This window comes from Kitasatospora sp. NPDC056273 (assembly GCF_042268845.1).
Taxonomy (GTDB): Bacteria; Actinomycetota; Actinomycetes; order Streptomycetales; family Streptomycetaceae; genus Kitasatospora.
The window spans coordinates 1-13,753 of record NZ_JBHJSJ010000030.1 but is presented as its reverse complement, the minus strand read 5'-3'; the positions used below and the strand labels follow the sequence as shown (position 1 = coordinate 13,753).

The 13,753-nt window shown below is 75.2% G+C and carries 15 protein-coding genes; 10 read left to right on the top strand and 5 right to left on the bottom strand.

Annotated features, from left to right (window positions below; translation table 11 throughout):
* The first annotated feature begins 28 nt into the window (after positions 1–28).
* A complete protein-coding gene (locus tag ACFCY1_RS24725; protein ID WP_375876079.1) occupies positions 29–364 on the top strand; it encodes a hypothetical protein in 336 nt (111 codons plus the stop codon).
* Positions 365–394: 30 nt separating this feature from the next.
* Here the strand turns inward: ACFCY1_RS24725 and ACFCY1_RS24720 are convergent, their stop codons facing one another.
* The 4 genes from ACFCY1_RS24720 to ACFCY1_RS24705 form a co-directional block, all read right to left on the bottom strand.
* Positions 395–2,743, bottom strand: coding sequence for an FtsX-like permease family protein (locus ACFCY1_RS24720; RefSeq protein ID WP_375876078.1), 2,349 nt, complete (start codon positions 2,741–2,743; stop codon positions 395–397).
* Entirely contained in the window at positions 2,740–3,426 is a 687-nt protein-coding gene (locus ACFCY1_RS24715; RefSeq protein WP_375876077.1) for an ABC transporter ATP-binding protein, read from the bottom strand. Before ACFCY1_RS24715 ends, ACFCY1_RS24720 begins: the two co-directional genes overlap by 4 nt.
* The gene (locus tag ACFCY1_RS24710) at positions 3,423–3,956 is read right to left on the bottom strand and encodes a PadR family transcriptional regulator (protein ID WP_117484913.1); all 534 of its coding nucleotides are present in this window, start codon (positions 3,954–3,956) and stop codon (positions 3,423–3,425) included. Before ACFCY1_RS24710 ends, ACFCY1_RS24715 begins: the two co-directional genes overlap by 4 nt.
* Before the next feature lie 127 nt (positions 3,957–4,083).
* Positions 4,084–5,340 (bottom strand): alpha/beta hydrolase, encoded by a 1,257-nt coding sequence (locus ACFCY1_RS24705; protein ID WP_375876076.1) that lies wholly within the window; start codon positions 5,338–5,340, stop codon positions 4,084–4,086.
* Between the two features lie 144 nt (positions 5,341–5,484).
* On the opposite strand from ACFCY1_RS24705, the gene ACFCY1_RS24700 reads away from it, so the two are divergent.
* Both ACFCY1_RS24700 and ACFCY1_RS24695 read left to right on the top strand, forming a co-directional pair.
* Positions 5,485–5,943, top strand: a complete 459-nt coding sequence (locus ACFCY1_RS24700) for a MarR family winged helix-turn-helix transcriptional regulator (protein WP_049654428.1) — start codon at positions 5,485–5,487, stop codon at positions 5,941–5,943.
* A 110-nt stretch (positions 5,944–6,053) separates the two neighbouring features.
* Positions 6,054–6,338, top strand: a complete 285-nt coding sequence (locus tag ACFCY1_RS24695) for a hypothetical protein (protein ID WP_117484918.1) — start codon at positions 6,054–6,056, stop codon at positions 6,336–6,338.
* A 58-nt stretch (positions 6,339–6,396) separates the two neighbouring features.
* On the opposite strand, the gene ACFCY1_RS24690 is transcribed toward ACFCY1_RS24695, so the two are convergent.
* The gene (locus tag ACFCY1_RS24690; RefSeq protein WP_074005407.1) at positions 6,397–7,209 is read right to left on the bottom strand and encodes a maleylpyruvate isomerase family mycothiol-dependent enzyme; all 813 of its coding nucleotides are present in this window, start codon (positions 7,207–7,209) and stop codon (positions 6,397–6,399) included.
* Between the two features lie 221 nt (positions 7,210–7,430).
* Here ACFCY1_RS24690 and ACFCY1_RS24685 point away from each other — a divergent pair, with 221 nt between their 5' ends.
* From ACFCY1_RS24685 to ACFCY1_RS24655, 7 genes are all read left to right on the top strand, one after another.
* Positions 7,431–7,955 carry a SigE family RNA polymerase sigma factor gene (locus tag ACFCY1_RS24685; protein WP_049660912.1) on the top strand — a complete coding sequence of 175 codons (525 nt, stop codon included), beginning with the start codon at positions 7,431–7,433 and terminating at the stop codon, positions 7,953–7,955.
* Positions 7,942–8,814 (top strand): hypothetical protein, encoded by an 873-nt coding sequence (locus ACFCY1_RS24680; RefSeq protein ID WP_375876074.1) that lies wholly within the window; start codon positions 7,942–7,944, stop codon positions 8,812–8,814. Before ACFCY1_RS24685 ends, ACFCY1_RS24680 begins: the two co-directional genes overlap by 14 nt.
* A 252-nt stretch (positions 8,815–9,066) precedes the next feature.
* Positions 9,067–9,603, top strand: coding sequence for an EF-hand domain-containing protein (locus ACFCY1_RS24675; protein WP_074005404.1), 537 nt, complete (start codon positions 9,067–9,069; stop codon positions 9,601–9,603).
* Positions 9,600–10,733 (top strand): isocitrate/isopropylmalate family dehydrogenase, encoded by a 1,134-nt coding sequence (locus ACFCY1_RS24670; RefSeq protein WP_375876072.1) that lies wholly within the window; start codon positions 9,600–9,602, stop codon positions 10,731–10,733. Before ACFCY1_RS24675 ends, ACFCY1_RS24670 begins: the two co-directional genes overlap by 4 nt.
* Positions 10,730–11,353, top strand: coding sequence for a cysteine hydrolase family protein (locus tag ACFCY1_RS24665; protein WP_049658999.1), 624 nt, complete (start codon positions 10,730–10,732; stop codon positions 11,351–11,353). The genes ACFCY1_RS24670 and ACFCY1_RS24665 overlap by 4 nt, the downstream gene beginning before the upstream one ends.
* A complete protein-coding gene (locus ACFCY1_RS24660) occupies positions 11,350–12,300 on the top strand; it encodes an SAM-dependent methyltransferase (protein WP_074005439.1) in 951 nt (316 codons plus the stop codon). The genes ACFCY1_RS24665 and ACFCY1_RS24660 overlap by 4 nt, the downstream gene beginning before the upstream one ends.
* Before the next feature lie 455 nt (positions 12,301–12,755).
* On the top strand, positions 12,756–13,541 hold the full coding sequence (locus ACFCY1_RS24655) for an MHYT domain-containing protein (RefSeq protein ID WP_049659004.1): 786 nt from the start codon (positions 12,756–12,758) through the stop codon (positions 13,539–13,541).
* Positions 13,542–13,753 lie beyond the last annotated feature (212 nt).

Here is a 13,753-nt window from a genome sequence, read left to right as displayed (position 1 = left end):
CGGTGAGGATGGCGGGATGCTTCGGTTGGTGGTGGACGTTCTCGTGGCCGTTGTGCTGACCGCCGTGGAGGTGGTGGCGCTGGTTCTCGCCTTCTTCGCCGTCGGGCTCAAGCGGTGGGCCGCGGACAAGAGCGGTCGCGGGGTCACACCCGGCCTGAAGCGGGCCGCCCGCGCCGTGGCGGTGGTGTCGGTAGCGCTGCCCTTGGCGTGCGCGTACGGGCTGTTCCTCCTGCGGCTGCCGGTCGCGGCGGCCGCCCAGTGCCTGCTGGTGGTGGCCGTACCGTTCTTCCGCCCCCTCCTGATCGGTGTGAACCGTCTACGGGAAGGCGTCAAGCGTCGCCGGCACGGACGCCGGCGACGCTGACGGCCCCTGGACGGTCCGCCGGGGGCGGGGTTATTCGTGGCGCAGGGCGTCCGGGCGCATCAGGCGCAGGAGTTGGGGCAGGCCGAGGGCGGTGGTGAGGAGGACGGCGCCCGCGGCGGTGGCGGTCATGGCGAGCAGGGAGGCCCAGTCGGTGTTCAGGGGGACGCCGGAGGAGTACTGGAGGACCGTTCCGGTCAGGAGGCCAGCGGCGGTGGCCAGGGCCAGGCCGAGGGCCATCGGGAGGAGGGTCTGCCACAGGACGGACAGGGCCAGGACGCGTCGGGGGGTGCCGACGGCGTTCAGGACGCCGAGGACGCGGCGCTGTTCGCGCAGGCGTTCCAGTTGGCCGACCAGCAGGCTGAGGGCGACCAGCAGGAGGGTGATCGCCGATCCGGCGGTCAGCAGGCGTTTGACGGCGAGGTAGGTGGCGTCGGGGGCGGGGTCGAGCGGGAATTCGGTGCGGGCCTGGGGGTCGATCGCCATGACGGCGGTGGTGAGGTGTTCGTTCGGGTCCGGGAGGGCGTCGGCGAGTGAGACCAGGACGGTGGCCGGCTGTCCGCGCAGGGCGTCGGCGGGGACGGCGGCGGGGGTGAGCAGGAGCAGGCCGGCTCCGATGCGGCCGTTGGGGTCGGCGTCCTGGACGGGGGTGACGGTGGCGGTCGGGGCGGGCAGGGGGAAGGGGGCCGGTTCGCCGGTGCCGCGGTAGTAGGCGGCGTGGACGGCCGTTCCGGGCGGGACGGGGTCGGTGCCGGGGCGGGCGGTCGGGCCCTGGAGGGCGAAGGAGTCGCCGTCCTCGCAGTGGGGCAGGGTGGCGAATCCGCGCAGGACGGCGCAGGAGGCGATGCGGACCGAGGGCAGTTCCCAGGACTTGGCCGTGGCGCTCTCCAGGGCGAACTCGGTGTAGGCGGCGGTGGCCTGGATCCCGGGGCTGCGGGCGAGGCGGTCGGCGAGGGCCTCGGCGGTGGGGGCGCCGCCGGGGAAGGTCACCGACTGCCGGTAGGGGCCGGTGGTGGGCTGGGGCCGGGCGTACTGCTCGTACTGGGTGCTGATGCCGAGGAAGAGCGTCTGCAGGGCGATGGCGCCGGCGATGGCGACGACGACGCCGCTGACGGCGGCGGCGGCCGGTCCGGAGCCCGTCTGCAGGCGGCGGGTGGCGAGTTGCCAGGACAGGGGGCCGCCGCCGGCCCGTCGGGTGACGGCTTCGACGAGCCAGGGCAGGAGGGTGCAGACCCCGGTGAGGGTGAGCAGCACGCCGAAGGCGACGAGGAGCGAGCCGCGGGTGCCCTGGGCCGGGTCGGAGAGGGTGAGGGCGAAGACCGTCAGGGACAGGCCGGCCAGTGGCAGCATGAGGCGCCATCCGATGCGGCGCCGGCCGGGGGCGGAGCGGCGGACGGTGCCGAGCGGGTCGAGGGCGGCCCGGCGCATGGCGAGCAGGGTGACGCCGACGGCCATGAGCGGGACGACGACGGCGATCGCGGCGGCGATGGCGGGCTGGGGTGCGACGTCCTCGGGGTAGAAGCTGAATCCGGCGAGGCGGACGCGTCCGATGAGCTGCCGGCCGAGGAGGAAGAGCGCCGTTCCCGCGGCCAGGCCCAGCACCGTTCCCACCAGGGACTCCCCCGCGGCGATCCGGGCGGTCATCCGGCGGTCGGCGCCGCCCAGGCGCAGTGCGGCGAGCCGGCGGTCGCGGCGTTCGCCGCCGAAGCGGGCGGCGGCGGCGAGGAAGACGCCGACCGGGGCGAGCATCACGGTCAGGCCGACGGCGTTGAGCAGGACCAGTTTGGGGTCCATGGCTTTGGGCGGCGAGAAGTGGCCGAACTCGGTGATCCGGACGGCGCCGGTGTCGACCGAGAGGTGGTCGCCGCCGAGGACGTAGTCGGCCTGGCCGGGTCCGAGCAGTCCGGCGGGGCCGACGGTGCCGGTCACGGGGTAGGGCAGGCGTTCGCGCAGCAGGTGGTTGGCGGGGTCCGCGAGGAGGTCGGCGAGGGCCGGGGAGACGGCCATCGTGCCGGGGGCCGGGTAGGCGGCGAGGCCGGGCGGGAGTGCGGCGTTCGGGCCTTCGGGTTGGACGACGCGGCCGCGGACGGGGGTGCCGTGGAAGGCGGTGTCGGCGGTGGCGACGAGGACGGTGCGGTCACCGGGGGTGGGCAGGTCCTCGTCCCGGAAGGTGTCGTTCTGGGTGTAGAGGCGCTGGTCGCGATGGTGGACGAGGCCGGGGAAGGAGGCGGTGAAGAGCAGGAGGGCCACGCCGAGGCCGACGCCGCAGGCGGTGAGCAGCAGGCGTCCCCAGCCGTCCCGTCCGCTGGTGACGGCGAGCCGGGCGCCGAGGGCGAGTTGGTCCAGGTGCGGTCGGCGGACCCGGGGGTCGGTGGCGCTCACCGGGTGGTGGCCAGGTCGCGGGTGCGGCCGTCGCGGACGACGATCTCGCGGTCGGCGTAGGCGGCGACCCGTACGTCGTGGGTGACGAGGACGACGGCGGCGCCGCTCTCGCGGGCGGCGCGGGTGAGCAGTTTCATGACGCGTTCGCCGTTGAGGGAGTCGAGGGCGCCGGTGGGTTCGTCGGCGAAGACGGCCCGGGGGCCGGTGATCAGGGCGCGGGCGGCGCCGACGCGTTGGCCCTGGCCGCCGGAGATCTCGCCGGGGCGTTTGGCGGCGGTGTCGGCGACTTCCAGGCGTTCCAGCCATTCGGCGGCGCGGGCTTCGGCGGCTTTGCGGCGGGTGCCGTTCAGGCGCAGCGGGAGGGCGACGTTCTCCAGGCAGGAGAGTTCGGGGACGAGTTGGCCGAACTGGAAGAGGAAGCCGAAGTCGGTGCGGCGCAGGGCGCTGAGCTCGCTGTCGGTGCTGGTGGTGAGGGAGCGGCCCTGGTAGGTGATGGCGCCCTGGTCGGGGCGGGTGATGCCGGCGAGGCAGTGCAGGAGGGTGGACTTGCCGGAGCCGGAGGGGCCCATGACGGCGACGAGTTCGCCGGCGGCGACGGTGAGCGAGGCGCCGGCGAGGGCCGAGGTGGGGCCGAAGGACTTGTGCAGGTCCTGGGCGTGGAGGAGGGGTTCGGCGGTGGTCAACGCGGGGTCTCCGTCAGGCGGGCGGTGAGGTCGTCGAGGCGGGCGGCGGTGAGTTCGAGCCAGCGCAGGTCGGCTTCGAGGTGGAACAGGGCGTGGTCGCAGATCAGTTCGTCGGCGAGGTCGCCGGCGAGTTTGCGGCGGGTCAGTTCGCGCATGGTCCGCAGGTGTTCGGCGCGTTGGGTGTCGAGGACGTCGGCGGCGGAGCGGCCGGTGAGGATGGCGAGCACGACCTTCTGGTAGAGGGTGCTCTGCAGGTAGGGCTGCGGGTCCTCGGGGTGGGCGAGCCAGTCGGCGAGGTCGGTGACGCCGGCGTCGGTGATGGCGTAGCGCTTGCGGTCCGGGCCGCCGCCGGCTTCCACGCCCTCGACGACGACGTGGCCGTTCTTCAGCAGGCGGGAGAGGGTGGCGTACACCTGTCCGTAGTGCAGGGCGCGGTCGCGGCCGAAGTGCTCGTCGTAGAGGCGTTTGATGTCGTAGCCGTGGCGGGGCTGGGCTTCCAGGAAGCCGAGGAGCATCTGTCCGAGTGACATGATCAAGGACTATACACACCATGTATACATGGCATGTATAGCGAGGTGTACGGGGTCGCCGCAGGGCTCGGGGGAACGCCCCGGGGCGTGGAGGTGCCCCGGGGCGTGGCCGTCCGTCCGCGAAGGGTCAGCCGCGGCGCAGCGCGGTGAGCGGGGCGGGGGCGGTGCCGAGCCACCAGGTGGGGTCGGCGCTGCCGTCGGTGGTGCGGCCGTCGCGGTGGACGTAGTGGCGCACGTCCCGTCCGGGGTCGGTGAACTCGCCGGCCAGGGCCCGCTCCAGCCACTCCGCCCCGAACCGGAAGACCTCGGCCGCCACTCCCCCGAGCGGGTGGAACTCGTCCTCGTAGACCCGCAGCTCCTTCGGCGCCCGGATGCGCTCGAAGCTCTCCAGGGCCTGGGCGAGGTCGGTGAGCTCGTCGAACTCGCCGATGCCGTGGAGCACCGGGCAGGCGATGTCGGCCACCAGGTCGCCGAGCGGCATGCGGTGGGCGAGGTCGCGGTCGAAGGCCTCCTCGTCGGTGTACCCGGCCATGTACATGTAGTTGTTCTTGAAGGTCGGCTGGGCGCGCTCGAAGATCGTGGCGAAGTCCCCGGTGACGGCCTCGAAGGCGGCGAGCGCGGCCAGGCGGCCGTCGGCCGCGGCGGCCCGGGAGCCCCAGTAGCCGCTCATCGAGATGCCGAACATGCCGATCCGGTCGGCGTCGACCTCCGGGAGCGCGGCCAGGTGGTCGAGGTAGCGGCCGATCGCCCGCTCGTAGTTGCCGAGGTCGACGGTCAGCCCGCCGGCGCGGCTCTCGCCCTGACCCGGCCCCTCGATGGACAGCGCGACCATCCCGCGCGAGGTGTAGTAGCGCTCGGCCGCCCAGATGTAGTCCTCCTTGATCATGTCCATCCCGGGGCCGAGGATGACGGCCGGCGCGTTGCGGACCGGCCCGGCCGGCAGGTGCAGCAGGGCGAAGATCCGCGAGCCCTCGAAGTCCAGCTCCACCCGCCGCACCCGGCCCTCGCGCAGCGCGCCCAGGCGCTCCACGCAGTGGTTGGCGTGCTCACGCATGGCCGCCTTGCGCGGGTCGGCGGCGTCGAAGAGCGAGTACTGCGCCCGGCCCCACATCACGGCCGCCCTCAGGTAGAGGTCGGCGGCGGTCTGCGCGAAGCCGCCGCGCTCGTGGTGGGCGGCGCGCTCCTCGGCCTGGCCGGCCACCGTCGCCCACGCCTTGGGCAGCATCGCGCCGCTCCTGACCAGGGCGAAGACCTTGGCGAAGTCGGTGTGGTCGTGGCCCAGCTGCTCCATGGTTCCGACGGCCTCGGGGTGCAGCGCGTCGAAGCCGCCCTGGGCGAGGGCGATGTCCAGGGCCCAGCTCTGGCCGGTGGAACGGACGGTCATGACGGTCTCCTCTACGGGGTCCGACGGGGGGATCCGGTTGCGGGCCCCCCGGCGGGATCCAGTTGGCTAAGCACTTAATGAATAAGTACTTAGCTATTAAGTCCCGAGGCTAGGCTGCTGTCAACCCGACGAAGAGGACCGACCATGGCCGAGCCGCCACCCACCGACGACCGCGCCCGGGCGCTCGACCGCCTGGCCCGCGCCGCCTACCGCCTCAGCGCCGCCGACGCCCGGCTGCGCGGACGCGCCACCCGCACCCCCGGCGCGCTCTCCCTCACCCACGCCCGGGCCCTGCGCACCCTGGCCGAACAGGGCCCCCTCAGCATCGGCGGGCTCGCCGCCGGCACCGAGACCACCGGCGCCGCCACCACCCAGCTGGTCAACGGCCTGGTCGCGGCCGGCTACGTCACCCGCACCCGCCAGCCCGAGGACAAGCGCTCCGTCCTGGTCGCCCTCACCGACACCGGCCGGGCCCTGCACGACCAGCGCCAGCGGGCGCTGGCCGACGCCCTGCACGGCGACCTGGGCGACTACGACGACGACGCCCTCGACCGGGCCACCGAGGTGCTGCAGCGGCTGTCCGCCGTCTACGACCGGCTGTGACGCCGTGAACCAGCCGGAGCGGGGGCGTCCCTGACGTCCGGGGGCGCCGGGGCTGGGCCGGATGCCGCTGTGCGGGTGCAGGGGGGCGGCGTTGCGGCGAGGTTGTGGAGGTGGACACCGTCATCGTGCTCGAACCCGATACGCCGACCAACGTGCGGATCCTCGGCCCCGGCCGCGTGCCGGCGGACCCCGAGAACCCGGTACGGATGGCGCACGCCGCCCCCGCGGAGGCCTCGGGCGTCTGCGGGCCGCTCACCCTGTGCGGCCTGCGCACCTCCGAGATGACCCTCGCCCCGCACCGCTCCCCCGGGCCCGGCCGGCCGCGCTGGAACACCTGCGGGGCGTGCCGCGACGCCGAGGGGGGCGCGGCGGCCCGCGCCCCCGGTCCGGCGTAACCCGGCCCGGCCCCGGCCCCGGCCCGGGCGGCCGCCCGGCGGGGTCAGGGGTCAGGGGTCAGGGGGCGGCGAACAGCCCGGGGAAGGACGGGGCCAGCCAGGGGCGGCGGCCCCAGGCGAGCACCTCGCCGCGCAGCAGGGCGCCGGGGGCGCTGCGCCGGCCCAGCGCGATGAGCAGGAACGCCACCGGTTCGACGAGGATCGTGCAGTCCGGGCGGCGGGGCGGGTCCTGGCTCACCGCGGCGGCGCCGTCCGTGAAGGTCACCGCGAACCCGTCCAGGCCCCGGCCGCGCAGCCGGTAGCAGGCGCTGTGGCCGGCCGCGGCGCGGGCGTCCGTCACCCGCGGCATGACCGTGCGCACGAACGGCATCGCCAGCCCGACCCGGCGCCGGTCGATCGGGTGCGGGCGGCCGAGGGCGACGGCGATGTCGTAGAGGTGGCCCAGCATGTGGGTCAGCAGGTAGGCGCCGAGGGTGTCCAGGTCCATCCGGCCGAGCGGGGTCGACACCGGCTCGGTGCCCGCGCGCGGGGCGGCCGCCACGGTGAACTCCCGTGCCCGCCGGGCGATCTCCTCGGCGAGCACGTCCGGGTCCCGTTCGGGCCGCTCGGCCAGCGAGGCCGCGTTCGCCGCGGCCAGCGAGCCCGGGGTGCCGTCCCCGTACGGCCGTTCCTCGCCGGCGGCCAGCGCGGCCATCAGCTCGTTGGCCATCGCCAGGTGGGCGGCCGCCTCGGCGACCGTCCACTCGGCGCCGGGGATCCGGGTGTCGCCGCGGCAGCCGGCGAGCAGGGCGACGGCCTCGTCGCCGACCGCGGTGACCTCTTCGAAGAGCGCGGTGCGCGCGGCACCGGGAGAGTGCGGGGGGAGAGTCATGGAGGTGAAGCGTGGACGAGTGCCGCGCCGCTGTCCAGGTCCCCGCACCGCCCGGGGCACCGGGCCGACTCCCGGAGCGGCTCGCGGGTCCGCGCCCGCAGGCAACCCGAACCGCCCCCCGACGCGTCGAGCTGCCGTGAGAGCAAGAACGAACACGCGGCCCGGGCGGCCGCCACGGCAGACGGGGACGGCACGGACACCATGGCGGGGACGACGGCAGGATGACGAACGCGACACCGCCGGACTTCGAGGAGTTCGTCGCCGCCTGCGGGCCCAAGCTCCTGCGCACCGCCTGGCTGCTGACCGGCGACCCGCACCAGGCCGAGGACCTGCTGCAGACGGCGCTCGCCAAGGTCTGGCCCAGATGGACGCGCATCGCCCCCGACCGGCCCGAGGCGTACCTGCGGAAGGTCCTGGTGAACTGCCACGTCTCCTGGTGGCGGCGGCGCTGGACCGGGGAGCTGCCGCACGGCGAACTGCCGGAGCCGCCGCCGGGCCCGGACCCGTACGACGGGGTGGTGCTCGGCCGGGTGGTCGCCGAGGCGGTGCGGTCGCTGCCGCCGCGTCAGCGGGCCGTGGTGGTGCTGCGCTTCTTCGAGGACCTCAGCGTCGAGGAGACCGCCGAGGTGCTGCGCTGCAGCACGGGCACCGTCAAGAGCCAGACGCACCGGGCGCTGGCCGGCCTGCGCGGCCGGCTGCCGGCCCGGGAACTCCTGCTGGACGGGGGACCCCGTGAACGGCGCTGACCTGCTCGACCCGTACGGTCCGGGCGAGGGCGGGCCCGACGACGAGGAGGAGCTGCGGATCCTGCTCCACCGGGCCGTCCCCGCCCTCGGTTCGCCGGAGGACCGGATGGAGCGCGTCCTCGCCCGGGTCGAGCGGTCCAGGCGCCGCCGGCGGGCGGCCGGGCTCGCCGCGGGCCTCACCGCCGGACTCACCGCCGCCGTGCTGGCCGCCGCGCCCGCGCTCGCGCCGGCACCGGTGCGGGGGGCCGCGACGGGGCCCGCGGGCTCCGTGTCCGCCCCGGTCCTGTCGCCCCCGGCGGCGGCGCCGGCCCCGTCGGTCTCGCCCGCCCCGACGGTGCCGGGGGAACCGTCCGCCGGGAGCGGGGCGACGGTCTTCTTCCCCCGGCTGCCCGAGATGGTCCTCGACCCGCCGGTGAACTGGCACGCCCTGGCCGCGTCGAGCGCCGACCCCCGGGAGCGGTTCGGCTACCTCGGCACCCAGCCGCTGGGGGCGGCCCCGTCGTGCGCGACGGTCGCGGCCCGCTGCCCGCTCGCCGGGCGGCTGGCCGTGGACGGCGCCGTCCTCGCGTTCCGGCTGGTGGACGGCCAGGGGCTGGCCGAGAAGCTCGGCCCGGACCCGTCCGGGCTGGGCGACACGGCCCTCGACAAGGAGTGCGCGGCGCTCGGCGGCGACCGCGAGCTGACCGGCCTGCGCGCCATCGACCGCGACGGCCCCGCCGCGGTGGTCGAGGTGACGGCCTGCCTGCGGCAGGCCTCCGACCCGACGGTGCGCCAGGCGCGGCAGGCCTTCGACTCCGTCCGCTCCGCCCCGCCGGGCGGCCGCTCGCCGGGCCCCACGGGCCGGGTGGCAACGCCGTAGGCCCCGTCGTCCGGCCCCTCGCCACGCGCGAGGGGCCGGGCGGCATCCCGGCGGTGGCTGCGGGCCGTCGCACGAGCCAGCCTGACTATCTGTCCAACCGACCGGCCCGTCATGCGCGCGCGGGCGCATTGCCCACGATCGGGTGGTCCGGCCGTACTTCGCGCGCCGACGGCCGGGCCGGGACCGGATAGTGGAGCGGTCGCCGAGGCACGGGCCCGGCGCCCTTCGTCCGGAAGACCGAGGTGTACCGCCATGCCCACCACCGCAGCCACCGACCGTGTCGGGCTCGTGTTCTCACTGTTCGACGCCGACGGGAACGGCGCCATCGAACCGGCCGACTTCGACCTGATGGGCAGCCGTGTCGTCGCGGCGCTCCCCCAGGCCGACGAGGAGGCCAGGGACCGGCTGCTCGACGCCCTGCAGCGCTACTGGCGCACGCTGGTGACCGAGCTGGACGCCGACGGCGACGGACGGATCAGCCCCGAGGAGTTCACCGCCGTCGTGCTCGACCCGGAGCGCTTCGACGCCACCATCGACGAGTTCGCCCGGGCGCTCTCCGAGCTCGGCGACCCGGACGGCGACGGCCTGGTCACCCGCCCCGACTTCCTCGCCCTGATGACCGCGATCGGGTTCGACCACCGGAACACCACGGCCCTGTTCGACGCGTTCGGCCCGGTGGACGGCGACCGCGTCCCGGTCGCCGTCTGGGCGGAGGGCATCCGCGACTACTACCGCCCCGAGAAGGCCGGCATCCCCGGCGACCGCCTGGTCCCCGGGACGGCCCGGTGACCCCGGCCGCCCACCAGGGCACCGGCCCGGCGCCGGTGCCCGTCGCCGGGCAGCCCGCGATCGGGCTGGCGGTGGGCCGGGGCACCGGCCCCGAGCTCGCCGCCGTCTTCGAACGCGTCCTGCGGGTGCTCACCGCCGCCCGCCCCACGGGCGTGCGGATCGTCCGCTCCCCGCGCCTCTACCACTCCTACGTCTCGCTGCGCTCGCTGGCCGGCCCCGCCGGGATCCAGGACCTGACCGGGCAGGACGCGGAGCACTACGAGCGGTTCTGCCGAGACCTCGCCGACGCCGGCACCACGGCCGTCTTCCGCACCGCGATCAACGCCCAGTCCCTGTACCTGGTGCGCCACCGCCTGCGCGCCGTCAAGGTCGACCTGTTACGGGAAGGAGAAACGTCACTGCTCCTGGTCCGCGACCAGGCCCAGGGCTTCTACACCGGGGAGAACCGGCACACCCCGGGAGAGGTCGTCCGCACCATGGCCTTCAGCCGGGAGACCACCGAGGCCGTCGTCCGCCACGCCCTGGAGCGGGCCCGGCGCGAATGGCCCGACGGGCGGATCGACCGCATCGTCATGGCCTACAAGTTCCATCTCCTGGACGGCGCGTTCGACGCCTGGGTCGCCGACATCGCCGAGCGGCTGGGCATACGGATCGAGGTGTTCCAGCCCGACACCGTGAACCGCAACCTCATCACCCACGGCCTGCCGGACCGCACCCTGCTGATCGCCGGGAACGAGTGGGCCGACATCATGCACGTGGTCCTGCTGGACCGCTTCGGCGCCCAGCGGCAGGAGAGCCGCTGCACGGAGAACGTGTACCTCGGCCCCGGCGCGGCCGGACTGGTGGAGTACCAGACCGTGCACGGGTCCGCCGACGACCTGGCCGGGCGCGACCTGGTCAACCCGGTGGCCACCCTGCGCGCCGCGGCCCTCGTCGCCGAGCGGCACGCCGGGGTGTCCGGCGCCGTCGGGGCGGTCGAGACCGCCCTGGCCGTCCTGGACGACAAGGGCGTGCACACCCCGGACCTCGGCGGCCGGCACTCCACCACCGCGGTGGTCGACGCGCTGGTCGACGTCCTCGACCTGCCCGGCGCGCCCACCGGATCCACCGCCCCGGTGGGCGGGCCGTGAGCGCCCGGACGGGAACGGCCCTGGTGGTGGTGGACCTGCAGAACGACTTCTGCACCGGGCCGGTGGCCAGGGCCCGGTTCGGCGGCGACGGCGCCGTCCTGGACGCCGTGGTCGCCAACAGCGTCCGGGCGGTGGACCTGGCCCGGCGCGCGGGCGTGGAGGTGGTGTTCGTCCGCTTCCTCGGCGACACCGCCCACCAGGGCGCGGCCTGGCGCGCGCGGGACCGGCGGCTGGGCAAGCGGCCGAAGTGCCTGGAGGGCACCTGGGGAGCCCGGTTCCACGGGGTGGCCCCGGCCCCGGGCGAGCGGGTCTTCACCAAACGGGCCTGCTTCGACGCCTTCCTCGGCGACGGCCTGGAGGAGCACCTGCGCGCCGGCGGCACCGGGCACCTCGTCTTCGCCGGCCTCTACGCCGACGTCTGCGTGGACTCCACCGCCCGCACCGCCTTCCAGAAGGGCTTCCACATCACCGTCCTGACGGACTGCACCACCTCCCTGCACCTGCCCCACGACGAGGTCCTGCGGTTCATGCGCGTCCTGTACGGCGCCCGCACCACCACCGGCGACGACCCCGCGGCGTGGACGGCGCCCGTGCACGAGGAGGACCCGTGCACACCCTGACCGGACCGGAGGACGGGACGGCCGCGGCCGCGGCGCACGGCGTCGCCTCCGGAGTGGGCCGTACCGCCCTGCTGGTGGCGGCCGCCCGCGCCATCGAGACCCACCGCCCCGACGCCCTGGCCCGCGACCCGCTCGCCGAGCACTTCGTGCGCGCCTCCCCCGCCTCGGCGCACTGGCCCCTCCACCCCGACCAGGTCCCCGACGCGGAGGCCGACCCGCTGTGGGGGCGCCTCGGGCGCTACTTCGGGCTGCGCACCCGCGTCCTGGACGACCACCTGCTGGCCGCGGCGCGGGCCGGCACGCGCCAGGTCGTCATCCTGGGCGCGGGCCTGGACTCCCGGGCGTACCGGCTCGACTGGCCGCCCGGCCGCGTCCTCCACGAGATCGACACCGAGCAGGTGCTGGCCTTCAAACGGGCGGTCCTCGACGCGGCGGGCGCGGCCCCCGCCACCGAGCGCCGCCCGCTGGCCGCCGACCTCCGCGGCGACTGGGCCGGGCCGCTGCTGGAGGGCGGCTTCGACCCGGCGGAGCCGACCGCGTGGCTCGCCGAGGGGCTGCTGCTCTACCTCCCCGCCGAGGCCGAGCGACGGCTGATGGCCGCCGTGCACCGGCTCAGCGCGCCCGGCAGCACCCTGGCGTACGAGCTCAAGGACGTGGCCGCCGAACCGCCGGCGGTGCGCACGGCCCCCGCATACGTCGCGGCCCGGGAGCGGCTCGGCATCGATCTGCGCGCCCTCTTCGACGCCGGCCCCCGCCCCGACTCCGCTGCGGAACTCACCCGCCTGGGCTGGACGGTGGCCGTGCGCAGCCCGTACGACTTCACCGCCCTGCACGGCCGCGGTCCGGCGCCGGAGCCGGACGACGCCCTGGCGGCCAACCGCTGGGTCTTCGCCGCCCGCCGCGGTCGGCCGGGCGGCGTCCCGGGCGGCATCCCGGGCCGCCGCTGAATTCCGCGGCATTCCGCGGTATTCCCTGCCGTTCGGCGGGGGGTCTCCCCCGCCGGACGGGCGGGATTATCCAAGGGGTTTTCCGAAAGGGAAAAGGATGCACCCGCTGCGAAAACCGCATTACTCGACGTAATGTCGATCATGGATTCCGCCGCCTCGCGCCGCCCTTGGCCGGGGCCCGGGTCCACGTCAATTCCGCTGCATGGCAAGGGACTTCACCGATCCCCGCGTGACCGGCGGGGGTGCCGGAAAATGCCGGACGCCGGCGGATTCACCTGACCGATCCTCATCGGTTCACCCGGTTGTCGATTTCGCGGAAACTGTTCGTCGCTATACGATCCTTCAGGAATCGGATCCTGATCCCCGGCCGGACCGGCAGCCCCCGCAGTCGCCGCACCGGCCCGGGCAGAAGCGCGTTCCGCCCGTCCCCCCGCACGAACGCACTCCAGGTGACCATGCATCCCCACACCGCCCACATCGACGGGTTCCACTACGGCTGGATCAACCCGGTCCTGTCCTACCTCATCGCTTGCACCGGCGCGGCGCTCGGACTGCGCTGCACCGTACGGGCCCTGACCCTGCCGCCGGCCCGCCGCCTGGGGTGGCTGCTGCTGTCCGCGGTCGAACTCGGCTGCGGCATCTGGACCATGCACTTCATGGCGATGATGGGCTTCGCCGTCACCGGCTCGTCCGTCGTCTACCGCGTCCCCGAGACCCTCGGCAGCCTCCTGCTGGCCATCGTCGTCGTCGGCGCCGGCGTCCTGTACGTCGGCTACCGCCGCAGGACGCTCGCCTCCCTGCTGATCGGCGGCACCGTCACCGGCTGCGGCGTCGCGGCCATGCACTACCTCGGCATGGCCGCCATGCAGGTCCAGGGCGTGGTCTCCTACGACCCCGTCCTGGTGGCCGTCTCCATCGCCATCGCCGTGGCCGCCGCCACCGCGGCGCTGTGGATGACCCTCAACATCACCGGCTTCGCCGCCTCGCTGGTCGCCTCCCTGATCGCCGGGGTCGCGGTCACCGCCATGCACTACACCGGGATGGCCTCCGTCTCCGTCCGGCTGGACGACCGGCTCCTGCCCGCCGGCCTGCCCGCCTCCCAGTTCGTCGTCCCGCTCGCCGTCGCCATCATGGCCGTCATCGCGATCGGCGGGTTCGTCCTCACCCTCTCCCCGCAGGACCCGGTCGACGTACCGGCCCGGGAGCCGCTGCGCGTCAAGCTCTTCGACCGCGGCGCCTGACCGGCCCGCCGTGCCGCGCGCACGACACCGACGCCCCGGGGGCGGCCCGTTGTCCGGGCCCGCCCCCGGGGCGTTTGGCACGCACGGCTGCGCCGCGGCCCCGCCCCCCCCACCGGGCGCGGCGCCGCGGCGGGCACGGGGGTGCGCGCCGGGGGGGGACACCGCCCGCCCCCCCCCCCGGGCGGTTGGCGGCCGGGGGCGTATAAACAAAA

Coding starts and splice junctions, on each gene's coding strand:
- ACFCY1_RS24710 (WP_117484913.1), bottom strand. CDS start 3,956: ATGTCACTCGGACAGATGCTCCTCGGCTTCCTGGAAGCCCAGCCCCGC.
- ACFCY1_RS24705 (WP_375876076.1), bottom strand. CDS start 5,340: ATGACCGTCCGTTCCACCGGCCAGAGCTGGGCCCTGGACATCGCCCTC.
- ACFCY1_RS24700 (WP_049654428.1), top strand. CDS start 5,485: ATGGCCGAGCCGCCACCCACCGACGACCGCGCCCGGGCGCTCGACCGC.
- ACFCY1_RS24690 (WP_074005407.1), bottom strand. CDS start 7,209: ATGACTCTCCCCCCGCACTCTCCCGGTGCCGCGCGCACCGCGCTCTTC.
- ACFCY1_RS24685 (WP_049660912.1), top strand. CDS start 7,431: ATGACGAACGCGACACCGCCGGACTTCGAGGAGTTCGTCGCCGCCTGC.
- ACFCY1_RS24675 (WP_074005404.1), top strand. CDS start 9,067: ATGCCCACCACCGCAGCCACCGACCGTGTCGGGCTCGTGTTCTCACTG.
- ACFCY1_RS24655 (WP_049659004.1), top strand. CDS start 12,756: ATGCATCCCCACACCGCCCACATCGACGGGTTCCACTACGGCTGGATC.